The organism is Xanthomonas sp. WHRI 8932A (assembly GCF_035012785.1).
GTDB lineage: Bacteria > Pseudomonadota > Gammaproteobacteria > Xanthomonadales > Xanthomonadaceae > Xanthomonas.
Genome location: NZ_JAYGQQ010000012.1, coordinates 110,023 through 134,950 on the forward strand (window position 1 = coordinate 110,023; position 24,928 = coordinate 134,950).

A 24,928-nucleotide genomic window follows, 5' to 3' on the forward strand; every position below is an offset into this window, starting at 1 on the left:
TTGACTGCATGGGTCAAGAATCGTTGCGGAGTTGCGCATGAGTGCAGTCACAGGTAGCAGGGTCGGTCGGGCGTCGCGCTGGCAGGGGTCGGGGCGGCAAGGCGTGATCCAGGCGGGTGTTGGACCGGCGCTTCCTCCGCGAGTCGCTGCGGCGTGGCGACATGACGCGTGCGATATGTCTCCCACCGTCACGGTGCGTTCGCGCGCCGTGGTCTGCTGAGGAGGCGCCATGCGGATCTGTGTTCTCAATGAGGCGTCTTCGTCTGCCGGGCTGGAGCAGCGCTGCAGTGTGGCCCACGAGGCGGGCTGCGACTACGTGGTGATGGCGGCGCCGTTCGCGCGCGATGCGGAAGGTCGGTTGATCGAGCCGGCGGCTGGGGCCGATGTCCACGACGGCCACCTGCGCGAGGCGGCGCAGGCGGCGCACCGCGCGGGCGTGAAGCTGTTGATCGATGTGCGCCTGGATGAAATCGGTGGCGCCAGCGCGGTGGTGCGCGATAACCCGCAGTGGTTTCGTGCACGCAGCACGGCGGTGCCGGACCCGCGCCAGCCGCGGGGCACGCCGGAGGTGGCCGAGGCGCGCTTTGCTTATGCGCAGGAAGGCGCGGCGCTGGTGGAGTGGTGGAGTGTGCGCCTGCTGGAGTGGGCCGGGCAGGGAGTTGGCGGTTTCCGGCTATTGCAGCCGCAACAGGTGCCGGTGCAGCGCTGGCGCGAGTTGATCGCGCGCGTGCATGCGCAGGCGCCGGAGGTGGTGTTTGCGGCGTGGACGCCTGGGTTGGGTCTGGAAGCCTTGCAGCAGTTGTCTGGTGCCGGCTTCGATGCGGCGTTTTCGTCGCTGGCGTGGTGGGACGGGCGCGGCAGTTGGTTCTTCGATGAAGACACTGCGCTGCGTGCGCTGGCATCGCAGGTCATTGCTGTGCTCGATGCGCCCGATGGCAAGCGTGCGGCATCGCCCGAGCAGCACTGGCAGCTGGCGCTGGCCCTGGGTGGCGCCTGGTTGCTGGACGATGCGCAGCTGGATGCTTTGCCACAGTCGATTCGCGCGGCCGATGGGTTGCCGACCAGCAATGCCGGCATGCGGCTGCGCCCGCTGCTACGCGAAACCACCGGCCTGACAGCGGTTGCGGTCGACCCGTTGGGCGGTTTACCCGCCTTGTTATTGATCAATGGCGATACGCGACATGTGGTGCCGGTGCCGGCATCGGATCTGTTGCGGCTGCTTGGCGATGCCGAGGCGTTGGTGGCCGAAGATGGCCGCACCTTGTCCGGCGCAACGCTCGACGCACTGGAACCTAGCGAAGTGCGCGTGTACCGCAGCGTGCCGGCAAGCCATGTGCTGGCAGTGCCGCGCATGCGGCCGCGTGCGCAGACCGCGGCTGCCTGGCCGCGGGTGTGCATCGAATCGGTGACGCCCTCGGTCGATAACGGTCGCTTCCCGGTCAAACGCACGGTGGGCGACCGCATCTGCGTGGAAGCGGATGCCTTCTGCGACGGGCACGACCGCATCGCGGTGGCGGTGCTGTGGCGGCCGGCCGATGCCAAGACCTGGTCCAGCGCGCCGATGCGTGCGCTGGGCAACGACCGGTGGCGCGCGGAGTTCCCGCTGGAGCGCATCGGTACCTATGAATTCCGTGTGGAGGGCTGGCGCGATGTCTTCGCCACTTTGCATGCCGATCTGGAAAAGAAGCGCGCGGCCAACACGGTGTTGCCGGTAGACGTGCAGGAGGCGGTGGCCGTGGTGCAGGCTGCGCATGCACGCAGCACCGGTGCGTTGGCCGAGCGCTTGCAGGCCCTGCTTACCCGCATCGGTGCGCAGAGTGAGCCGCTGCAACAGCTGGCCATCGTGCTGGAACCGGACACCGCGCAGGCGATGGCGCTGGCCGACGACAAGCCGTTCCGCTCCGAGACGCCGGTGACCTACCGGGTGGAATCGGAACGTCGCGCGGCGCACTTTGCCAGCTGGTACGAGCTGTTCCCGCGTTCGCAAAGCGGCGATGTGGCGCGGCACGGCACCTTCGACGACGTGATCGAACGCCTGGCGCATATCCGCGCGATGCACTTCGATGTGCTGTACATGCCGCCGATCCATCCGATCGGGGCGAAAAACCGCAAGGGCCGCAACAACTCGGTCACCGCCGTCGATGGCGAGCCGGGCAGCCCGTACGCGATCGGTGCCACCGATGGCGGCCACACCGAGGTGCATGCCGAGCTCGGTGGGCTGGAGGGTTTCCGTCGCTTGATCCAGGCTGCGCGTGCGCATGGTCTGGAAGTGGCGCTGGATTTTGCGATCCAGTGTGCGCCGGACCATCCGTGGCTACGCGATCACAAGGACTGGTTCACCTGGCGCGCGGACGGTTCCATCCCGTATGCGGAAAATCCGCCGAAGAAATACCAGGACATCGTCAACGTCGATTTCTACGCCAGCGGCGCGGTGCCGGACTTGTGGAACACGCTGCGCGACGCAGTGCTGTTCTGGGTCAATGAAGGTGTCACGCTGTTTCGGGTGGACAACCCGCACACCAAGCCGTTCCCGTTTTGGGAGTGGTTGATTGCCGATGTGCGCGGGCGTCGCCCTGACGTGGTGTTTTTGTCCGAAGCCTTTACCCGGCCGAAGATGATGTACCGCTTGGCCAAGTGCGGCTTTTCGCAGTCGTACACCTATTTCACCTGGCGCAACCACAAGCACGAACTGCAGGACTATGTGGAAGAGTTGAACGAAGGCGTGCCGCGCGAGTGCTTCCGCCCGCACTTCTTCGTCAATACGCCGGACATCAATCCCTTGTTCCTGCAAACCAGCGGGCGCAACGGGCATCTGATCCGCGCTGCATTGGCGACGACGTTGTCCGGGTTGTGGGGTATGTACCAGGGCTTCGAACTGTGCGAGGCCACGCCGCTGGCACCGGGCAAGGAAGAGTATCTGGACTCGGAGAAATTCCAGTTGCGTGCGTGGCCCGAGCGGGCGCCCGGCGACATCGTCGATGAGATCACCCGCTTCAATCAGCTGCGCCGCATGCACCCGGAACTGCAATCGCATCTGGGGACGCGCTTCTATCAGGCGCATAACGACCAGGTGCTGTATTTCGGCAAGTTCCTGGATGCCGGGTATCTGTCGCGCAGCCGCAGCATGGTGCTGGTGGCGATCAACCTGGACCCGCATGCCGGCCAGGAGGCGGATATCGAAATCCCGTTGTGGGAACTGGGCTTGCCCGATCACGCCACCGTTGCGGTGGAAGATCTGTGGGACGGGCATCGGTTCGAGTGGCAAGGCAAACACCAGCACATCCGTGTAGAGGCAGCGCGACCGTTCGCGTTATGGCGCATCCGCGCAGGAGAGGTCGCATGAATGCAGTTCCCGCTTTACAGGCCGACGCAGAACAATCGGCGGTGATCGCAGATCAGCTTTGGTACAAGGACGCGATCATCTACCAGGTGCACGTCAAGTCGTTTTTCGACTCCAACGACGATGGCATCGGCGATTTTCCGGGACTGATTTCCAAGCTGGATTACATCGCCGAACTTGGCGTGGACACCATTTGGTTGCTGCCGTTCTACCCCAGCCCGCGCCGCGACGACGGTTACGACATCGCCGAATACATGGCGGTGCATCCGGACTACGGCACCATCGCTGACTTCGAACAGCTGGTGGCGCAGGCGCATGCGCGCGGCATCCGTGTGGTCACCGAGCTGGTGATCAACCACACCTCCGATCAGCATGCGTGGTTCCAGCGTGCACGCAACGCGCCGGCCGGCTCGCCGGAGCGCGACTTCTACGTCTGGTCGGACACCGATCAGGAATACGAAGGCACACGCATCATTTTTTGCGATACCGAAAAGTCCAACTGGACCTGGGACCCGGTGGCCGGCCAGTACTTCTGGCATCGGTTCTATTCGCATCAGCCGGACCTGAATTTCGACAACCCCGCGGTGCTTGAGGCGGTGCTGGAAGTGATGCGCTTCTGGCTGGACCGCGGTGTGGATGGCCTGCGTCTGGACGCGGTGCCGTACCTGATCGAGCGCTCCGGTACCTCCAACGAAAATCTCCCCGAGACCCACGCCATCCTGCGCAAGATCCGCGCCACCCTGGATGCCGAATACCCTGACCGCATGCTGCTGGCCGAAGCCAATATGTGGCCGGAAGATACCCAGCAGTATTTCGGCCAGAACGCCGACGAATGCCATATGGCGTTCCACTTCCCGCTGATGCCGCGCATGTACATGGCGATCGCGCGCGAAGACCGCTTTCCCATCACCGACATCATGCGGCAAACCCCGGAGATTCCGGAGAGCTGCCAGTGGGCGATCTTCCTGCGCAACCACGATGAGTTGACGCTGGAAATGGTCACCGATTCGGAGCGCGATTATCTGTGGCAGACCTACGCCTCGGACCGTCGCGCACGCATCAATCTGGGCATCCGTCGCCGCCTGGCGCCGCTGCTTGAGCGCGACCGCCGCCGTATCGAATTGATGACCTCCTTGTTGCTGACCATGCCGGGCACGCCGGTGCTGTATTACGGCGATGAGATCGGTATGGGCGACAACATCCATCTGGGCGACCGCGATGGCGTGCGCACCCCGATGCAGTGGTCGGTCGACCGCAATGGCGGTTTTTCGCGCGCCGACCCGGCACAGCTGGTGCTGCCGCCGGTGATGGACCCGCTGTACGGCTTTCAGGCGGTGAATGTGGAAGCGCAGATCCGCGACCAGCATTCGCTGCTGACCTGGACCCGCCGCATCCTCAGCGTGCGCAAGCGCTACCAGGCGTTCGGCCGCGGCGTGCTGCGCTTCTTGTACCCGGGCAACCGCCGCATGCTGGCGTATCTGCGCTGCTATCAGGACGAAACCGTGCTGTGCGTGGCCAACCTGTCGCACACACTACAGGCGGTGGAACTGGATCTGTCCGAGTTCGAAGGCCGCGTGCCGGTGGACATCATCGGCGGCGGCAGCTTCCCGCCGATCGGCCGGCTGACCTATCTGCTCACGGTGCCGCCGTTCGGCTTCTACGCGTTTCAGCTGGTCAGCGAAGGCACCTTGCCGGATTGGCATGTGCCTAGCCCGGTGCCGTTGCCGGACTACCGCACGCTGGTACTGCGCAGCGACACCGACGAAAGCAACGCGCTGCTGCCGCATCTGCCCACCCTGGAAGGTGAAATCCTGCCGGCGTGGCTGTCGGCGCGGCGCTGGTTCTCGGCCAAGGATCAGGCGCTGCGCAGCGTGCGTATCTCGCGCCGCACGCCATTGCCGGGCGATGAGCCAATGAGTTTGCTGGAGCTGGACGTGGAGCTGGAAGACGGCCACCACGCGTCCTACATGCTGCCGATCGGCATCGTGTGGGAGCGCGACCAGCCCAGCACCCTGGCCGAACAGCTGGCCCTGGCGCGCGTGCGCCAAGGGCGCGAGGTGGGCTATCTCACCGATGCGTTTGCGCTCAAGCCGATGGTGCGCGGCGTGATCGATGCCTTGCGGACCAATGCGACGCTGGACTTCTGCGATGGCGATGATCCTTCGCAGCAAGGCCAGGTGCGCTTTGAAGCGACGCCGGCGCTGACCAAGCTGGAGATCCCGGCGGATCCGGACATCCGTTGGTTGTCGGCCGAACAGAGCAACAGCTCGCTGGTGGTCGCCGACAAGGCGGTATTCAAGCTGCTGCGGCATGTGGCAATCGGTGCGAACCCAGAAATCGAAATCGGCCGCCGCCTGACCGAGCTGGGCTACGCCAATGCAGCGCCGCTGCTGGGCAGCGTCAGCCGCGTCGACGGGCAGGGCACCATCACCACCATCGCGCTGCTGCAGGGCTTTATCCGCAATCAGGGCGATGCCTGGCGCTGGACGCTGGACCATCTGGCGCGCAGCTTCGACGAATACGCCACCGCGCAAACCGACGAGTCGCGCGCCGAAGCCATCGCTGGCTACGACGCGTTTGCGGCCGTGGTTGGCAAGCGCCTGGCCGAGTTGCACGAAGCCCTGTCACGCGCTACCGACGATGCGGACTTCGCACCGCAGCGGATCGATCTGCCGACGGCCAACGACGTGGTGGCCGGTGTGGCGCGGCAGGTCGAAGAGATGTGGGAGATGGTCAACGCACGCTTGTCGGGGAGCGAGGACGCGACCGAGCGCGAGGCACTGGAAGCGGTGCTCGCCGAGCGCCCGCAGCTGGACAGCTTGCTGGCCAAGGCGCCGAGCGTGCTGGCCGATTCGCTGCTGACCCGCGTGCATGGCGATTTCCACCTGGGCCAGATCCTGGTGGCCTTCGATGATGTGGTGTTGATCGACTTCGAAGGCGAGCCGGCCAAGCCGCTGGCCGAGCGTCGCGCCAAGGCCAGCCCGTTGCGCGATGTAGCCGGTTTCCTGCGCTCGCTCGATTACGCCAGCGAGGTTTCGGCGCGTGGCGAAGAAGGTACTGCCGCACGCGCAGGCGTCGGTGTGGACACGCATCTTGATGAATTTCTGGCGCAGTTCCGCCGCCGCTCCACGCAAGCCTTCCTGGACGCTTACCATGCCGTGCTCGACGCCAGCGCCCATCCGTGGATTGCGCCGGCGGCGTTCAACGCAGCCACCTTGCTGTTCCTGGTGGAGAAGGCCTGTTACGAAGTGCGTTACGAAGCGGCCAATCGCCCGGGCTGGTTGATGGTGCCGATTGAAGGCTTGCGACGCATCCTGCAACGCGCACGCGCCGGTGCAGGAGACACATGATGAGTGGAGGGATGACAGCAGTGACCAATCGATGGGACCCCGGCGTGGTACGCGCCCTGGCCGAAGCGCGCCACGGCGATGCGTTCGCCGTGTTGGGCGCGCACCCGACCGACGCAGGGCGCTTGCTGCGCACCTATCTGCCGGGCGCCGGCCATGTCAGCGCCGTGCTCGACGACGGGCAGACGATTGCCCTGGAGGCCGGCCCGGAAGCGGGCCTGTTTGCCGGTGAGTTGCCTGCACAAGGCGCGTATCGGCTGCGCATCGGCTGGCCCGGCGGCGAGCAGGAGACGGCTGACCCGTACGCGTTCGGGCCGCAGCTCAGCGACTTCGACCTGCACCTGATCAGCGAAGGCCACCATCTGCAGCTGGCCGATGCGCTGGGCGCGAACGTGGTCGAGGTGGACGGCGTGCGCGGCACGCGCTTTGCGGTGTGGGCACCCAATGCCTCGCGCGTGGCGGTGGTGGGCGACTTCAATAGTTGGGACGCGCGCCGTCACCCGATGCGGCTGCGTCACCAATCCGGCGTGTGGGAGCTGTTCGTGCCCGATGTCGGCCCTGGCGCGCATTACAAATATCAGCTGCGCGGCCCGCACGGCCACGAGCTGCCGGCCAAGGCCGACCCGGTCGCGCGTCGCGCCGAGCTTGCACCCGGCACCGCTTCGATCGTGGCCGACCCTACGCCGCACCAGTGGAGCGACGACGGCTGGATGGCCACGCGTGCGCGCCGCCAGGCGCACGACGCGCCGATGAGCGTCTACGAGATCCATGCCGGTTCCTGGCTGCGCGAAGAGGGCGTGGATCTGGACTGGGATGGTCTGGCCGACCGGCTGATCCCATATGTGGCCGATATGGGCTTCACCCACGTCGAACTGATGCCGGTGACCGAGCATCCGTTCGGCGGCTCATGGGGCTATCAACCCCTGGGCTTGTTCGCACCGACCGCGCGCTTTGGCTCGCCCGATGGCTTTGCGCGCTTTGTCGATCGCTGCCACCGCGAAGGTATCGGCGTCATCGTCGATTGGGTGCCGGCGCACTTTCCCACCGACGCGCACGGCCTGGCGCATTTCGACGGCACCGCGCTGTACGAACACGCCGACCCGCGCGAAGGCTTCCATCGCGACTGGAATACGCTGATCTACAACCACGGCCGCCGCGAGGTGTCCGGGTTTTTGATCGCCAGCGCGCTGGAGTTCCTGCAGCGCTTCCACGTCGATGGCCTGCGCGTGGATGCGGTGGCCTCGATGCTGTATCGCGACTACAGCCGCAATGCAGGCGAGTGGGTGCCCAATATCCACGGCGGACGCGAGAATTACGAAACCATCGCGTTCCTGCGCCGGCTCAACGAAGTGGTGCGCGAGCACACCCCGGGCGCGGTGATGATTGCCGAAGAATCCACCGCGTTTCCCGGCGTCACCGCCGATGTCGCGCATGGCGGCCTGGGCTTTCACTACAAGTGGAACATGGGCTGGATGCACGACACCCTGCATTACGCGGGGCTGGACCCGATCTACCGCCGCTACCACCACGGTGAGCTGACTTTCAGCATGGTCTATGCGTATTCGGAGCGCTTCGTGTTGCCGATCTCGCATGACGAAGTGGTGCACGGCAAGGGCTCGTTGCTGGGCCGCATGCCGGGCGACGACTGGCAGCGGTTTGCCAATCTGCGTGCGTATCTGGGTTTCATGTTCACCCACCCCGGGCGCAAGTTGCTGTTCATGGGCTGCGAGTTCGGCCAGCCCACCGAATGGAATCACGACGGCGGCATTCCGTGGCACTTGCTCGACGACCCGCGCCATCGCGGTGTGCAAACACTGGTGCGCGATTTGAATCGGCTGTATGTGCAATACCCGGCATTGCACGCATACGACGACGATCCATCCGGGTTTGCCTGGGTCGTCGGCGATGACGCGGCCAACAGCGTGCTCGCGTTCCTGCGCAAGGGCAAACGCGGCGATGCGCCGGTGCTGGTGGTGATCAACTTCACCCCGGTGGTGCAGCACGGTTATCGCATCGGCGTGCCGCAGGGCGGCCAATGGCGCGAAGTGTTCAACAGCGATGCCGGCATCTACGGCGGTGCCAATCTGGGCAACGGTGGCAGCGTGACCGCTGAGCAACAATCCATGCACGGCCACGCCCAGTCGTTGCCGCTGCTGTTACCGCCGCTGGGCGTCATCGTGCTCACGCCGCACGGGTGAGTTAACTGCACGGCGCCGGGCAGCAAGCCCGGCGCTGCCGGATCGATGGGCTGGCTGGGCCATGCCGAAGACAGCCTGCTGAGGTGCCGTGTGGCGATGCCACCATCCGCGCAAAACACTTCGCTGCCTGCTGGTTGAGACATCGACAATGCCTACCCCGTTACGCATCGGATTGGTGTCCGACACGCACGGCCTGCTCAGGCCGGAAGCGGTCACGGCACTTGCCGGATGCGCTGCACTCATTCATGCCGGTGACGTGGGCAAACCCGACGTCCTAGCCGCATTGCAGGCGCTGGCGCCAGTGCACGCGATCGCCGGCAATATCGATGACAAACCCTGGGCGGCCGTCTTGCCGCAGACGCTGGATCTGGTGATCGCCGGCGTGCGCATCCATGTGCTGCACGATCTGAAAACACTGGCGGCGGACGTGGCGGCAGAGGTCGTCATCAGCGGTCATTCGCACATGCCGTCGGTGCACAGCCGCAATGGCGTGTTGTACGTCAATCCGGGCAGTGCAGGCCCACGTCGTTTCAGTTTGCCGATCAGCGTTGCAACCCTGTGGTTGGGCGACGGACCACCGCGTGCAACACTGCAATTGCTGGAATTGCGGTGATTCCGCTGGCAACGGGCAGATACGGTGAACTGTCGAGCGATGGCGGTGCGAGCGTATTTCAGCGGTCTGCCGTCGTGCGATCCGCCTGTGTCGAAGCCGCCACAGTCAAAGCCGCCACAGTCAAAGAGTATGTCTGCTGCCAGCCGCGTGCACCGATGCCAGGCAAGGTAACGGTGCGCGGAACACCGGGTGGTCAGTAGTGCGCGGCCATCGCATGGGCGCACCCCTGCGATGCGATCGGAGTGCTTGGGCTCTTGCACCTTCAGTTCTATTCAGCGAGAGGGTGCAGGTTTCATACCATCGGCATCTGAAAACGCTGGCACCGGGCGTGGCGGCAGATATCGTCATCAGCGGGCATTCGCACAAACCCTCGATCCAGACGCGCGATGGCGTGCTGTATATCAATCCGGGCAGTGCCGGTCCGCGTCATTTCAGGTTGCCGATCAGTGTGGCAACGTTGTGGTTGGGTAATGGACCGCCACGCGCGGCATTGCAGGTGTTCGAGCCGCATTGATTCCATGGGCGACTGCAACGAGTGACGGATTGGCGAGCTATGGCAGCACGCGCATGCTCAACCGGTCTGCTGCCGTGCTATCCGAAGATGATGAGCTTGCGCAGGCGCAAACAATGGTCTGCGACGCAAGCGCAACCGCCCAGCCAATTCAACGCCGCTCAAAAGCGCGGCTGCTAGCGTGGCGGGCGCCGCCATGCGATGGTAATACCATCGGCTCTCGGGATGATCGATGCGCATTCTGATCAAACTATTGAAGCGTCTTGTGCTGGCATGTGGGATCGTCGCAGCAGCGGGCGCGCATCTGTGGATGGTATTAGGACTACAGCAACGCCTTGATACCATCGTCAGCATGCACGAACAGTTGCAGCGCAGTGGACTCGGGCAGGTCACGTCTTTGCGCGGGATACCGCAAGTCTGCGGGGAAACCGATTATTTTTTCGGAGACATGTACTACTTCTACGCTGTCGATGTGGCGAGTATTCCAGAAACGTTCTGGGAAAGTCACGCGGCGCGCGGAATTTGGTACCGAGGCCCTGACAAGTATGACGAATTTGATCTATTTAAATTTGAAATGCCATTAGATCACTTGCAGGGATGTCCAAAACCCCCTGAAATGAATTCCTCACGCTTTTTCTTCGCCCGGGTGTCGAACCCAGCGGATTATGCTGGTCCGGACTTGCCATCTTCTTTGAATGCAATTAACGTCATGGCCTATGACACCGAGACATCAAGGATTTACTGGGTGTACCAGCGTTTCTCTGGTTTTCCGTAGCACCGCAGGTGTGGGATCCATCCCCTGGCCGGAGAGGATTGACGGCGAAGATGGATTTTCCGAAGAAGAATCATCGGTTTTCCACGTGAAACCCTAGCAGGCGCTGCGATCAGAAGCCTCTGCCATCGACTTGCTGACAAACCAACACTGTGCTTGATGCAGATTATCTCGGTTGTCGGCTGAAAGCTCACGGGAGCGTTGCTCAGATCTTTTCTGGAGCGTGTTATGACTGTCGAGAGAGTGTTGCCGCATTCTGTGCCCGCTCCTGGCCGGTATAGCCCTGATCTACAAAAGCAATCTTGATCGCTGCGCCAGCGTATCGATCGCCATGTGCACCTTGCTCTCGTTTTTGCTTGTGCAGCCATTCGGAGCCACCGATACTTTCACGGAAGAGTCCGCCATCGCGGCGGGCGTCATGATCGACTCTTAGGACACGCGCCACATGGATCGCACGCAAGCCGATGCCATCGCCGAAGCCATCATGCTGCCGGAGACACGCGCGCGGCTGCAGCGCGAACGCAAACGTGCCGCGCAGGCATGCCGCCTTGCGCGGCGCCGCGGGGTGGCGGGAATCTCGCTGCCGTGCATGGCGATCGGGGCGCTGGTGGCTCACTTCAACGGCCAGGGGTTTGCCCATGGCATCGTGGTGGGAGGTCTGATCGGCGGGGGGCTCGGCTTGGCGCTGTACTGGTTTCGCGAACGGCGTACCGGCTGAGCGCCATGCCGGGTAGAGCATCGGTGTGCAGATGCCGGGTCGCCCTCGCTGGTTTGTGGTCCTAGGGAATCAACAGCGGCCGCAGCGCAGGCAACTGCTGCGACAACTCGTCGGCCACGATGGCGGCGAACAACTCCGCGCCGTCCGGGCCGAGATGGGTGTAGTCGAATGCGAGCTTGACTTGGCCCATCGGCTCGGCGGCGGCGTTGTCCTGCGCTGTGGCAGTGGCGTTACTGGATCAACACAAGCACCTGTCGATAGCCGCCGCCGCACCGCAGGTGATGTCGGCAGTGATTCCTGGCGCACGCACCGCCGAGCAGGCGCAGGCGCGGAGCCAATCGACACCGCACCGCACCGCTCAGGGCACGTCAGCAGTGGCTGCATCGTTGCGTGTGCAGCCGTACCGGTTGCCTGCAGGATGTGCAAATAAGGAAGCGTCGCTGTGCTTCGTCCTTGAGTCATGAGGTCCAGGCATGCCGCGCGGGCCGCTTTGCAAGGGAACGACATGTGCTGGAAGAAAGTGTGCGCAGTGCCGCTGCTGTCATTGCTGCTGACGGCGGCAGCGACTGGGCCGGCAGAGATCTGGCGCTTCGATGTTCCCGCGCAAACTGCCGCCAGCGGGATCGCTGCTTTCTCACGGCAGGCCACGACAGTGCAAATTCTGGTTTCGCAGGACGCGGTTGCCGCACGCCGTACCAGTAGCCTGAAAGGGGCCTACCCGATCGAGTCGGCATTGACGGTCCTGTTGCGCCACAGCGGGTTGCGCTGGCTCAAGACCGGGCCAGGGACCTACTCGATCGTGCTTGCCGAGCAGGCGTCCGGTGCCGCGCAATCGCATTCCATGCAGCCTGCAGGAGCTTCGGCACCGGTCCATCAAGTGGCACGACCAGGGGCATCGCTATGAGGACGTCTGCGACAAAAAGGACTTTTTCCGCTCGCTTGTACGTTGGCCTGCTTGGGTTGGCATTGGTATCGAGCGTCGTCAGCGCAGTAGCAAGCGCATTGCCAGCGGCGACCACGGCGACCAATGCGGAACGTGTGGCTTCGGAGGAACCTGCGCCGTTGGCGGAGCTCGTGCGCGCGATCCATATTCCGTACCAGAGTTTCACGCTGCAGAACGGCTTGCGCGTCTTCGTGCATTCCGATCACCGCGCCAAGATGGTCACGCTGACCGTCGACTACAACGTCGGCTCTACGTCCGAGCCTGCGGGTCGAACCGGATTCGCGCACCTGTTCGAGCATCTGATGTTCAACGGCAGCGAGAATGCGCCGGGTGACTACGCACTGCCCTTGCAGCGGCTGGGTGCCGAACTCAATGGCGTCACGATGCCTGATCGCACCAGCTATTACGAAAGCCTGCCCACGCCCGGGTTGGAGCAGGCGCTATTTCTGGAAAGCGACCGCATGGGGTATCTGCTCGGTGCACTCACCCAAACCAAGCTCGACGAGCAGCGCGGCGTGGTGCAAAACGAAAAGCGGCAGGCCGACAGCAAGCCGCTGGCGATCGTGCGCTACCGCGTGCGCGAGCGGTTGTATCCGCCGGGACATCCCGCTGCGCACGAGGTCTTCGGCTCGATGGCTGACCTGGACGCGGCAACATTGGATGACGTCAAGGTCTGGTTCCGTGCCCACTACGGGCCCAATAACGCGGTCCTGTCGATGGACGGCGATATCGACATTGACACCGCCAAGCGGTTGGTCGAGAAATATTTCGGCGCGATCCCGGCCGGCCCGTCCAATCTGCCACCGGTCGCTCCGGTACCGACCTTGCCCAGGCGGCTGGAAGACACGTTGACGGATCGGGTGTCCACACCGCACCTCTACCGCGCCTGGGCCGTTCCTGGCGAGGCCGATCCGGTGGCTGCATCACTCAAGGTGGCGGTGGCCACGATGGCGCAAATGGGATCGTCCTACCTCAAGCAACGGCTGGTACAGCAGGAAAAGAGTTTCAGCGCGCTTGCGGTCACGCTGGACACCTCGGTGCATTCGGGGATCGTCATGATCGATGGCAGCGTGGCGGCCGGGGTGGATCCGGTGCTGGCAAGCCGCCAGCTGGATGCGGCCATCGCCAGCATGCTGACCACCCCTGTGTCGGCCGACGACATAGACCTCTATGTCACCCGCCAGCTCGCACAGCAGCTCGCCGCGCTGCAGACGCCCTCCAGCAAGCTCGCTGTGGTGAACGAAGGGCTGCGGTTGGGCAAGGGGCCGGACTTCTACAAGACTGAGTTGCAGACGTTGGCCGCACAAACGCCAGAGCGCGTGCAGGCAGCGGCAGCCACCTGGCTCAGCCGGCCGGCGTACGCGTTGACGATCCTGCCAGGGGCGCCGGCGGCGTTCGCGGCTGCCGCCGTGCCTTCCGCACGCAGTGTGGCCGCCCCTGTCGACCCGGTGGTTGCCGGGACCCGCGGTGGCCTGCCGCCAGTGGGTGTGTTCGGCGCCATCGCTTTTCCGCAGGCGCAGCAGCTGCGCCTGAGCAACGGCATCGAGGTGATGTATCTGCGCAGCGGCGATGTGCCGTTCACCCAGATCACCATCGATGTCGATGCCGGCGTCGTGGCCGATCCGCTGCAGCGGCCTGGCACTCACGCCATGGTGCTGGGTTTGTTGGACAAGGGCACCACCAAGCGCAATGCCGATGCGCTTGCGATCCAGCGCGACCGACTTGGCGCATCTACCAGTCTGGAATCCGACCCTGACCGCACCACCGCCAAGCTGTCGGTGCCCAGCGCCAACCTGCGGCCGGCGCTGACGCTGCTGGCGGACATGCTGCGCTTCCCCGCGTTCGACCCGAACCGGATCCAGGAGCAGCGCGACGAGATGATTGCCGGCATCGCTGCTGCCGACACGGACGGCTCCATGCAAGTGGGACGCACCCTGCTGCAGCTGATCGATGCCGACTCGCCTTATACCCGTCACCAGGGGCCGCAAGATGCGGACGCGGTGAAGGCGATCAGTCGCGAGGATCTGATCGCCTTCCACCACGCCTGGTTCCGGCCAGACAAGACCAGCATCTTCGTCAGCAGCGATCTGCCAGCGGAGGTCGTGCAGCAGCTGCTCGAGCGCAGCTTCGGCGATTGGCGGTCGCAGGGCGCACCGGGGCGCAAGGACCTGCCCGGACCTGCCAAGGCGGCGTCGCCGCGCATCGTGCTGATCGACAATCCGGATTCGGATCAGTCGATGATCCTGGCCGGGCAGGAGGTGGAGACGCGCAATCGCGGGCGTGTGTCCGACGCCACGCTGGCCAACATCGCGCTCGGAGCGAGTTTCTCGAGCCGCTTGAATACCGAGCTGCGCGAAACCAAAGGGTGGAGCTATGGCGTCGATGGCCGCTTCGATACCCTCAAGATGGCGACCCGCTACCTGGTCAATGCGCCTGTGCAACAGGACAAGACCGGCGAGACGATCGCCACGATTCGCCGGGAGATGTCCGAGTTTCTGGGCAAACGCCCAATGACGCGCGAAGAATTCGACTTTGTCATCGAGGGCCAGATCAGGAAGTTGTCGGTGGCCTATGGCGATGCACAAAGTTATCTGGATGCCATTCGTGAGAATCGCTTGCTCGGCCGCGCCGACGCATATCAAGCGACGCTGGTCGAGCGCTATCGCCGCCTGGACCGCGAGACGGCGCAGGCGGCGCTGCAGCAGTCGATTGATCCGGACAGGTTCGTCTGGGTCGTGCTCGGCGACGCGGCCAAGGTCGAGCCGCAGCTTGCCCAACTCGGGCTTCCGGTGACGGTCATCCCCGCTGCCGCCGCAACAGCGCCGTGATGCGTGCAGGCCCGGGTGAGAAGACACGCCGGGCCTGCACTGCGCCGATGCGCTGTAACGACGTCAGCCTGCGGCGATCCTGGCGAGACGGGACGCTGTGTGTTGCCTGCGTGCCGGATAAGGAAGCGGCCCGACGGTTCGTCTAACAAGCAATGTTGCCGTCTGCGTCGTCCGACGCAGCGTCGCTTTTTGCCATGGGAATCCTTGCACAATGAACCCAAGAAACGTCACAACCTGCGTCGTCGCCGGCATTGCGGTGATTGCGTTCGGTATCGCCCAATGCGCGGTTGCTGCGCCACCTACGCCGACGTCGCTCGCAGCGCTGGTGCGCTCGGCGGACATTCCCTTCGAAACGTTCACCCTGGACAACGGCTTGCGGGTGATCGTGCACACCGACCGTAGCGTCAAGCTGGTCTCGGTCAACGTCATCTACGACGTTGGCGCCAAGCATGAGCCGGCCGGTCGCAGCGGCTTTGCGCACTTGTTCGAACACCTGATGTTCAGCGGCAGCGAAAACGCGCCTGGCGATTTCTTCGCTCCGCTCAAGGTGGCCGGTGCCACCGCCCAGAACGGCATGACCCAGAGCGACAAAACCAGCTATTACGAAACCGTGCCCACGCCCGCGCTAGAACGGGCGTTGTTCATGGAGAGCGATCGCATGGGACATCTGCTCGGCGCGATCTCCCAGGTCAGGCTCGATGAACAGCGTGGCGTGGTCAAGAACGAGAAGCGCCAGGGCGACAACGAACCCGGTGGCTTGGTCGAGTATCGCCTGACCGAGCGGCTGTTTCCGGGCGGGCATCCCTATGGTCACAGCGTCATCGGCTCGATGGCCGATCTGGATGCGGCCACCCTCGACGACGTCAAGGCATGGTTTCGCAACCACTACGGCCCCAACAACGCCACGGTCACGCTGGCCGGCGATATCGATACGGCCACCGCGCGCCAGTTGATGGTCAAGTACTTCGGCGACATTCCTTCCGGCCCGCGCGCGCAGCGGCCGGTCGCGCCGATTCCATCGTTGCCCAAACGTCTGGACGAGACCATGACAGATCGGGTCTCGGCCACCTCGATCATCCGCGTGTGGACGATTCCGGGACGCAACGATCCACGTTCGATCCCGTTAGAGGCCGCTGCCGGCGTGATGGGAGCGCTCGCGACATCGCCGCTGCAGGAGGTTCTGGTCCGTGGCGAAAAATTGTTCACCGGTGCCGCTGCAAGCGTCAATTTGTACGATCAAGGCGGCATGTTCGTCGTCTCCGGCGAAGTGGCTGAGGGTGTCGATCCGGTACGCGCAGGCCGACGCCTGGATGAGGTGGTTGCTGCGTTCCTGCGCGACGGCCCCAGCGTCGATGCGCTGCAGCGCTACGTCACGATGGATCTCACCAGCGCCATCAGCGGGCTGGATTCGGTCTCCAGTCGTGGCTACGCGCTGGCCGACGGCAGCCTGCTGGATCAGGGGCCGGGCTATCTGAAAGAGCGCGCCGTTGCGCTTGCCGCGCAGACGCCAGCGCAGGTGCGCGCTGCGGCAGCGCAATGGCTGGCTCGCCCGGTCTACGCATTGACGTTGGCACCGGGTCCACGCGTGGGCTACGAAGAGTCGCAGGCCAGCGAGCGCGCGCCTGCACCGAAAAAGACCGCAGATGCTGCAGCGGTGGTCGGCACGCGTGGTCCGTTACCGGCGATCGGCACCTTCACCGACCTGGCCTTTCCCAAGGTCGAACACGCGCGACTGTCCAACGGGATCGAAGTGATCTACGCGCAACGCAGCTCCAGCCCGATGAGCTATGCCTCCATCGAACTGGATGCAGGCATTGCGGCCGACCCGCAGGATGCAATCGGTACCCAGAATCTGCTGCTGTCGCTGTTGCAGCAGGGGACCGGTACGCGCAGCCAGAAAGAATTTGCCAGCGCTCTGGAACGGTTGGGTGCGCAAATCGCGACCGGCAGCTCCAGAGACCGGACCAGTCTGACGGTGGTTGCGCCTGGCGGCAATTTGGCACCGGCGATCGACCTGCTGTCGGACATGACCCGCAATCCCGCGCTTGTCCCGGCCGAAATCGAACTGCAGCGCAGAACCTTGCTGGCTGGCATCGCGCAGGAAGCCACCGACCCACAGTCGCTTGGCAGCGCCGCAATGCTGCAACTGATCAACCCGGCATCGCCCTACGCCAAAGACAAGGGAACCGGAGATGCAAAGGTGCTTGCCGCATTGCGCCGCAGTGATCTGCTTGCATTTCAGCGTGCCTGGTTTCGGCCTGACAAGGCCAAAGTGTTTGTGGTCAGCGCCCGCCCGCTTGCCGAGATCCAGCCGATGCTCGAGCGTAGCCTCGGCGACTGGCGGTCGACCGGGACGGCTGGAGTGAAGGATTTCTCGGCAGCGCCACGCCCTGCCGCGCCGCAGATTGTGCTGATCGATCGCCCGGACTCGGCGCAAGCGATGATTCTGGCCGGGCAGTACACCGCCTTGAAGGGGACCGACGAGCTCACCGCATTGGAAGTGGCCAACGATGGCCTGGGTGGCGGCATCCTCAGCCGCCTCAATGCAGACCTGCGCGAGCGCAAGAACTGGACGTACGGCGTCCGTGCAGGCTTTCGCACGCCGGCGCATTCGATCAGCTATTCCGTCGTCGCTCCGGTGCAGTCGGACAAGACCGGCGCCTCGATCAGCACCATCCGCGAGATCATCCAGGCTTACGTGGGCAGTCAGCCGATGACCCAGGCCGAGTTCGAGTTGGCAGTGGACAGCCGCGTGCATGCGCTACCGGGCGAGTTCGCAACCTCCAAGTCGATTCTCGATGCGATGCGTTCCAACGACATCTTCCAGCGCCCCGACGATTACGACAACCGTCAGACAAGCCGCTACCGCGCGCTCACACTCGCCGATGCCCGTGGGGCAATCGGTGCGGTGGTCGATCCGTCCAAGCTGGTCTGGGTCGTGGTCGCCGACGCGGCCAAGGTCAAGCCGCAGTTGGAAACGCTCGGCCTGCCGATCAAACTGGTGCCTGCCGATTCGGACGTCGCTGCGCAACCTTGATGCGCACCGGTGATCGCCGCCCGACTCGGCCGGCGATCACCGCAGCAGTCAGTGCATGCCCCGAACGGCGAGGCCATGGCATCCCACGCAGGGCAGCGATGGGTGGGTGGCGGTGTTGGTGTGCATGCGAACCGACCACAGCTGGCAGGTCGAATCGACGGCGCCGACCTATGCTCACCATTCACCACGACACGTCGGCGAGCGTCCTGTTGCCTGTTGCGATGACCGTCACCGTCACCGTCACCGTCATTGCATGGCGGTGCGAGACAGTGGATGGGCCGCCGAGGCGGCCTGTGCGATGCGCGCAGGAGTTGGCCGTTGCGCCAGCGTGTGGCGATCGCACCAATGCATCAGCGCGATCCGGGCGCTGCGACCGTGCCGTCTCTCACGCCAAGCCGGTGCACTACTGGACGTTCGGTTGGTCGACTTCGCGGCCGTCGGTGATGACGATGGTGTGGTCGCGGCGCTTGATCGACGCGCCCAGCGTGATGGCTGCCGTGCGGGCGAAGCCTTCCGGATCGTCCAGACGAAACACGCCGAACAGACGTTTTTGCGCGACCTGCGGTTGCGCGACGACAATCGGGGTCGGACTGTAACGATTGAATTCGGCAACCGCTTCGGCCAGCGTCTCTCCCGATAGATCCAGCCTGCCTGCACGCCACGCCAGCTTGCGCTCGATGACCGGCGCGGCGATCTCTGGCTCCTGTCGAATAACGGCGGTATCGGCGATGAACAACGCCGAGCCGGCGGACAATGCCACCGCGCGCGGTTCGGCGCCCACCACCCACACGCGCACGACGCCCTCGGTCACCATGACATCGGCACCGTCGCTGTGCCGCCGCACCGAAAACGCGGTGCCGACTGCTTCGACCCGGACCGGCCCTGCCGACACCACGAACGGACGTTGCTTGTTCTTTGCGACCCGAAACCAGGCTTCGCCCTGCTCTAGCGAGATGGCGCGCAGTTCCTGGATATAGGCGACCCTGACCTTGCTGGCGGTGTTGATGGCCATGGTCGAGCGGTCGGCCAGCGGCACCCGGCGGACTTCGCCAATGGCCGTCTGGTACTGCTCACCGCGCGGGAGCAGGACCGACAGACCAACAACGGCGATGGCGACTGCCGCGCATGCACCGACGACCATGGGCCAGCGCGCACGGCGTGGCGCCCGCGACGGAACGGACTTCGGTGCAGGCGATGGCACGTGGCGGAAAGCGGCATCGCTGGTTTCTGCCAGTGCGTCCAGCGTGCACCAGGTTGCCTCGGCCTTGAGCAAGGCGCCGCGGCGGCGGACATCCCCCCCCAGCCATTGCTCCAGTTCCTCGCACACTGCCGGCGTACGCCCCTCGCGATCCAGGCGCAGCACCCAATGCATGGCCTGCTGTTCGATCTCCTGCGCGTTTTGACGGGTGCTCATTTTCGCCACCTTCGTACCGGCTGCGTCTGTTCGGGGTCGCTCTGCAGCGCCCGCGTCAGCAGCAACATGCCCTTGACCGCGTCATTTTCCACGATGCTTTCGCTGACTCCCAACTGGGCGGCGATGTCGCGCTGTGACAAGCCCTGAATCTTGCGCATCTTGATGATTGCCCGGCAACGCTCGGGCAGGGCTTCGATCAATCGGAGCACACGATCAAGCTCATGTCTGTCGTTGGTAACGCGCTCGGGATCCAGTTCGTCGACATGGCATGGCAGGTCGGCAATCTGTCCGACCGCATCGATGCGCACGACGCGCGCGCGCCGAATCTGATCGATCATCAGGTAACGCACCGTCTGAAAGAAATAAGCCCCCGGACTGTCGATCTGCTCGGCATGACGCAGACCGGCCAGTTTGGCATATGCCTCCTGCACGAGATCGTCGACATCCTCCGGGCTCAGACCACGCTGGCGCAGCCAGCTGCGGATCGCCGCCTCGTGGGGCACGATCTCCCTCGCCACCCAGCGCGTTAACCGCGTGCGTTCGATCTCGCTCGTCGACCGGCGTTCGTTCATTGGACGGGTTTCGTCTACGACACTCTCCGCACTGCATGACCTGCCGATACGCTCGAATGGCCCCAGGTCGAATCCTGCGCGGCCCGTCCCCTGATGAATCTTGCCGCGTCAGAAACTCTTGATCAGCGTCAGATAATAGCTTGCCAACCGCGGGTCGCCGAAGGTGCTGTAATACCGTGCTGGCGAAACCGAATCGACCGGCGGACGCTTGTTGAGGACATTGTTGATGCCCAGACGCAGCGTGGTGCCGTCAGCAAATGCATAGGATCCGGAGACGTCGTGGTAGATCTGTTTGGGGATCTTGGCCGCACCCTGACTGAATTCAACCGTCCTGGTTTCGTTGAGATGGTAGGAGTCGAAGTATCTGGCTTGCCAGGACAGTCCCAGATGCGTACCGGTCCACTCCACTCGGCCGGATCCTTTCCACCTGAGCCCACCAATGCCGCTCAGGCGCGACAAGAAGTCGGCACCGATGACGCCGGCATAGTTGGTATTGGCACCGCCGGGCACCTTCTGTTGGGTCAAGCTATCCACATAGGTCGCGTTGAGGCCGACACCGATCTGGCCGCCGAACAGATCATGCGAATAACTGGCCGCAAGATCGTAGGACTCGCTGGCCGAGCCAACCAGATTGGCCAGCGAAGCGTCGATTGTCTCGATCGGCCCGACTGCGTAGCCGTCCGATGCTGGCCCACGGGTGACGCGACCAGGGTAGCGGCTCAGGAAGCTTTCGAAGGAACGCTGCACCTGCGGGTTGCCATCCGGGGTCAGCAGTTCGAGTGGGTCGTAGTAGTTGTCGCGTTTGGTGATCCGGGTCCAGTCCAGCGACATGCGCAGCCCGTCTGCAAACGTGGGCTCCACGATGATGCCCGCAGTGAAGGTCTTGGATGTTTCCGGCCGGGCATCGGGATTGCCGCCACTGAAGCCGGTGAGGTAGTAGGAACCAGGAAAGAGCGGGCTCGGCAATCCGATCTGCTCATTGCCACGCTGCGGATCGGTGGCACTGACGACCAGCAACGGATTGCTGATCTTGAGCAGTTCGTTGAGCTTGGGAGTCAGATAGCCGGTTGCATAGGAGCCGCGCAGGGTGATGCTGTCGATGATCCGCCAGCGCGCGCTGTAGGTTGGATTGAAATGGGCATTGCGTGCACTGGAGGCTGGCTGCGACGGCGGACACAGCGAGCGAATGTCCAGGCTCGGCAGCGGCCCGTCTATGAACAGGCAGTTGGCATTGGGTGAGCCGGTCTCTTCGGAGCGCTCGTACCTGCCGGCGATGGTCAACAACAGCTCGCGTACCAGCGGGATCTTGTTGTCGCTGCCAATCAGCGGCAGGTTGATTTCGGCATAGGCCGAGTCGACCTGCTCGCGGCCGGGCGCCGAGATATTGACCAACGACTGGGTGGCACTGTTTTGTGCGTTCATGCTTTCGGCCTGCTTCTGCAGCGTGCGCTCCAGGCTGACCGTGGCGGTCGGTTCGCCGCCCGGCAACTTGAACGGGATCGGGCCTGCCAGGCGTAACGAGGCGACCGTCAGGTCGTTGCGCGTGGGCGTCTGCCTGGATCCGTAAGGCACGTTTTCGTAGGCATAGTTGAAATTGGGCGCAAGCCGCACGTCGCGCAGGATGTCCTGTTCGCCGTTGCGGAACGTGTTGAGGGTGTCCTGGGCGACCTCGGTAGGGAAGTCGTCGTTGCGCAAGCGGCTCTGGCTGCGCGAGACATCGATCACCGCCTGCCAGCTGGCGGGCAGCTGCATGATGGCGCCGAACACACCGCGGTAGGTCTGCGCGATGTTCTCGTTGACCACGGAGTTTCCCCCGGAAAACGGCACCGTGACCGTGACATCCTGCGCGAACGGATTGTTTGGCGCATCGGCGGCCAGTACCAGATCGTTGGGAATCGAGTTGCGGCGTGCCTTGCTGACCGCACGGGTCATGCTGGCCTCCGCGTAGAGCTTCAACCAATCGGTGACGTCATGACGCAGCGCAATCGAGGCGGCCTGTTGTTCGGTGCCGAAGATTAGTTCGCGCTGGCCACCGTCGCGTGCGTCGGTCGTGGACAAGTCGAGTTGATAGGTGCCGGCGTTGGCAATCAGCGGGTTCACCCCGTCCTGGGCCAAACCGCGATAGCCATCTGGCACGTGGGTATAGAACGAGGGGAGGGTGGCGCCGCCGTATTCCGGATCCAGCTGCAGCGGGTTGCGCGTGTCGGTTGAGCGGATATTGGGTGTGTTGCCCAGCGGCGAAGCGAACCTGTAGTAGTTGGGATTGTTGGCAAGTCCGCGGCGTTTGCTGTCCAGCAATAGCGCAGAGCGGTCGCGATTCATGATCGGGCTGGCGGTGGACCAGCTTGCATTGAAGGTGATGTTGGTGCGTCCATCCTGCAGCGAGCGGCCGCCGGTCAGATCGAAGCGCCGGCCTGATCCGCCGCCGTCGAACGTGTTGTTGTAGGTGCTGGACAGTTCGCTGCCGGCGTAATCGCGGCGCATGATGATGTTGATCGCCCCGCCAGTGGCACCGTTGCCGTAGATGCCGGAAGCAGAGGACGCCAGGACCTCGATTCGCTCGATCGCCGCCATCGGAATGCCGGACAGCGACGGCTGACCCAGGCTGCCGTCGCTGTTGGTGGTGCCGGCGATGCGGCGCCCGTCGACCAGGATCAGCGTTTCGCGTTCGCCCAGTCCACGCAGATTGATAGAGCTGACGTTACGGGTCTCAAATGCGCCTCCCTGGTCGGAGGTGCCTGGCGATGCATTGACGCTGAGCTGGTTACGCAGAAACGTTTCGAGATTGGGGGCACCGGAGCGTCGGATGGTCTCGCCATCGATCACCACGAAGGGCTGACTGTCATCCTCGGAGCGGCTGATGCCCGTGTTGAGCGTCCACTCCCGGCGTCCTTGCACCGTAATTTCGGGCAGGGCGACGGTGTCTTCGCGGAACTTCCTTTCCACGATCGAGAAGCTGTTGGGGCCGGTGCGCTGCCAGCTGAGACGGGTGCCGCTCAGCAGTACGTCCAGTCCATGCTCGACCTCGTAAGTGCCTTTCACTTCTGCGGTGTCGACCGCTGCGGCGGTTTTTTCGCTGATCAGGATCTGTGCATCGGCTTGTTGGCCGAAGGCGCGGATGCCGCTTTGCGCCGGCTGGGCCGCCACCTCGAAGGTGTGCGACTGGGCCGCTGCGGCGCCCGACACCACCATGACGGCCACACACGTGGCACAGGCCACGTAAGGTACGACGGGAACACCTGATCGCATGAGTCTTGCCCCGAGTGAGAAGTGGAACCTTGCCGCGCGTGGACCATCCGCTGACCTAGGTGCGGTTGCAGTCGTACTAGACCCGACGAACCACCATCACACTTCCTTACATTCGCATGACAATCGCATGCGAATTATCCATTTCGTCTGCAACTACCGCGTTGCCGCTCGGTCGGCAACTGCGTGACACGCTCTAGGGAATCAACAACGGCCGCAGCGCAGGCAGCTGCTGCGCCAACTCGTCGGCCACGATGGCGGCGAACAACTCCTCGCCGTCCGGGCCGAGATGGGTGTAGTCGAACGCGAGCTTGGCCTGGCCCATCGGCTCGGCGCTGGCGTTGTCCTGGGCCGTGGCAGCGGGGTTGATCGTGGCTGTGTTCTTCGACGCTGACGCTGAGGTTGACGCAGACGCAGACGCCGGAGATGGCGCAACCGTCTGCGCCGGTGTTTTGCCGATGGTGGTGCCCGATTGCGCGGCGACGATCTGCGCCGGCTCGGCGGGGCGCTGCGCCAGCCGCATCGCCAGCACCGGCCCCATGCCCTGCACCAGGGCGCGGCTGCGCGCATGCAGATCCACCAATGGCACCTTCAGTTCGCGCGCGACCGCACGCGTGGCCTGCGCCCAGGGGCCCAGATCATCCACCAACTGGCCGGCCTCGAACTGCCGCCGCGTCAGCGGCGTCACCAGCACCGGCACCGCGCCGGCGGCGCGCGCTTCGGCCACGTAGCGGCGCAGGTTGGCCGGGAATTCGCTGGCCAAGTCGGTGGAGCGCCCCGGCTTGCCGGGCTGATCGTTGTGACCGAACTGGATCAACACGATTACCTGTTGATAGCCGCCGCTGCGCAGCTCCTTCAGCGCGATGTCCCACGAGCCTTCGGCGCGATAGTTGGAGGTGCTGCGTCCCCCGCGTGCCAGGTTGAGGCAGCTCAGGAACGAGGTCACATGCTGCGCGCAGAAGCTCGGGCCCCAGCCGCCTTGCACGGCGGTGGTGGAATCGCCCACCAGCACGATCTTGCTGGCGGCAAGCGGCCGTGTCGCGGCCGGTGCGCTGCTGTTTGCGCTGTTGGTGGCGGATGCCGTGGAGGCGAGCGACGTGTCGACCACGGCGGCAGCGGTGGCATCAGCGAACGCAAGGCAGGCAACTGCCAGCGCAGTCAGCAGCATGGATGGAGCAACGGAATACCTACGCATGGATCACCTCAGATCGAATAAGTGCAGCTGACAAACCGACTGTGCTCACCGCCAGGTGGGCGGAGCTGGTGCGCGGTGCGGATTGCCACGCGGACACTCCGGTTCCTCCGCGCCGTCCACACCCACCTGACACCTGCTCGCTACGATTGATTGGCCGCTCTAAATGCTGCTGCGCGATCGCAGCAAGCGTGCGG

At 64.2% G+C, this 24,928-nt stretch carries 14 protein-coding genes, 1 other RNA gene and 2 pseudogenes; 12 read left to right on the forward strand and 5 right to left on the reverse strand.

Annotated elements, in window-relative coordinates:
* The first annotated feature begins 229 nt into the window (after positions 1-229).
* The 7 genes from VC212_RS19320 to VC212_RS19350 all read left to right on the forward strand — a co-directional run bounded on the left by VC212_RS19320 (position 230) and on the right by VC212_RS19350 (position 11,499).
* Positions 230-3,343 carry a maltotransferase domain-containing protein gene (locus VC212_RS19320; RefSeq protein WP_323526591.1) on the forward strand — a complete coding sequence of 1,038 codons (3,114 nt, stop codon included), beginning with the start codon at positions 230-232 and terminating at the stop codon, positions 3,341-3,343.
* The gene (gene treS, locus VC212_RS19325) at positions 3,340-6,690 is read left to right on the forward strand and encodes a maltose alpha-D-glucosyltransferase (RefSeq protein ID WP_323526593.1); all 3,351 of its coding nucleotides are present in this window, start codon (positions 3,340-3,342) and stop codon (positions 6,688-6,690) included. Before VC212_RS19320 ends, treS begins: the two co-directional genes overlap by 4 nt.
* A gap of 11 nt (positions 6,691-6,701) precedes the next feature.
* Positions 6,702-8,885, forward strand: coding sequence for a 1,4-alpha-glucan branching protein GlgB (gene glgB, locus VC212_RS19330; protein ID WP_323526595.1), 2,184 nt, complete (start codon positions 6,702-6,704; stop codon positions 8,883-8,885).
* A gap of 148 nt (positions 8,886-9,033) precedes the next feature.
* A complete protein-coding gene (locus tag VC212_RS19335) occupies positions 9,034-9,498 on the forward strand; it encodes a metallophosphoesterase family protein (RefSeq protein WP_323526596.1) in 465 nt (154 codons plus the stop codon).
* 214 nt (positions 9,499-9,712) lie between these two features.
* Positions 9,713-10,012 (forward strand): metallophosphoesterase family protein, encoded by a 300-nt coding sequence (locus VC212_RS19340; protein WP_323526597.1) that lies wholly within the window; start codon positions 9,713-9,715, stop codon positions 10,010-10,012.
* 229 nt (positions 10,013-10,241) lie between these two features.
* A complete protein-coding gene (locus tag VC212_RS19345; protein WP_323526598.1) occupies positions 10,242-10,784 on the forward strand; it encodes a hypothetical protein in 543 nt (180 codons plus the stop codon).
* 442 nt (positions 10,785-11,226) lie between these two features.
* A complete protein-coding gene (locus tag VC212_RS19350; RefSeq protein WP_323526599.1) occupies positions 11,227-11,499 on the forward strand; it encodes a hypothetical protein in 273 nt (90 codons plus the stop codon).
* A 61-nt stretch (positions 11,500-11,560) separates the two neighbouring features.
* Here VC212_RS19350 and VC212_RS19355 read toward each other — a convergent pair.
* Positions 11,561-11,722: pseudogene (locus VC212_RS19355) on the reverse strand (lysophospholipase); the annotation flags it as partial.
* On the opposite strand from VC212_RS19355, the pseudogene VC212_RS19360 reads away from it, so the two are divergent.
* From VC212_RS19360 to VC212_RS19375, 4 genes and pseudogenes are all read left to right on the forward strand, one after another.
* Positions 11,721-11,840 (forward strand): annotated as a pseudogene (locus VC212_RS19360) (aldo/keto reductase); the annotation flags it as partial. The pseudogenes VC212_RS19355 and VC212_RS19360 sit on opposite strands and share 2 nt — an antisense overlap.
* Before the next feature lie 188 nt (positions 11,841-12,028).
* Positions 12,029-12,403: an STN domain-containing protein gene (locus VC212_RS19365; RefSeq protein ID WP_153066721.1), complete on the forward strand. Its 375-nt coding sequence runs from the start codon at positions 12,029-12,031 to the stop codon at positions 12,401-12,403.
* A gap of 158 nt (positions 12,404-12,561) precedes the next feature.
* On the forward strand, positions 12,562-15,270 hold the full coding sequence (locus tag VC212_RS19370) for a pitrilysin family protein (protein WP_323526600.1): 2,709 nt from the start codon (positions 12,562-12,564) through the stop codon (positions 15,268-15,270).
* Positions 15,271-15,481: 211 nt separating this feature from the next.
* The gene (locus tag VC212_RS19375; protein WP_323526602.1) at positions 15,482-18,307 is read left to right on the forward strand and encodes a pitrilysin family protein; all 2,826 of its coding nucleotides are present in this window, start codon (positions 15,482-15,484) and stop codon (positions 18,305-18,307) included.
* A 403-nt stretch (positions 18,308-18,710) separates the two neighbouring features.
* Here the strand turns inward: VC212_RS19375 and VC212_RS19380 are convergent, their stop codons facing one another.
* The 4 genes from VC212_RS19380 to VC212_RS19395 form a co-directional block, all read right to left on the reverse strand.
* Entirely contained in the window at positions 18,711-19,721 is a 1,011-nt protein-coding gene (locus VC212_RS19380; protein ID WP_323526603.1) for a FecR domain-containing protein, read from the reverse strand.
* Positions 19,718-20,293 (reverse strand): RNA polymerase sigma factor, encoded by a 576-nt coding sequence (locus tag VC212_RS19385; protein WP_055853873.1) that lies wholly within the window; start codon positions 20,291-20,293, stop codon positions 19,718-19,720. The genes VC212_RS19380 and VC212_RS19385 overlap by 4 nt, the downstream gene beginning before the upstream one ends.
* 108 nt (positions 20,294-20,401) lie before the next feature.
* Positions 20,402-23,485, reverse strand: a complete 3,084-nt coding sequence (locus VC212_RS19390; protein ID WP_323526604.1) for a TonB-dependent receptor — start codon at positions 23,483-23,485, stop codon at positions 20,402-20,404.
* A 250-nt stretch (positions 23,486-23,735) separates the two neighbouring features.
* On the reverse strand, positions 23,736-24,734 hold the full coding sequence (locus VC212_RS19395) for a rhamnogalacturonan acetylesterase (protein ID WP_323526606.1): 999 nt from the start codon (positions 24,732-24,734) through the stop codon (positions 23,736-23,738).
* 81 nt (positions 24,735-24,815) lie between these two features.
* Here VC212_RS19395 and VC212_RS19400 point away from each other — a divergent pair.
* Positions 24,816-24,890: non-coding RNA, sX9 sRNA (locus VC212_RS19400), on the forward strand.
* Positions 24,891-24,928: the final 38 nt, after the last annotated feature.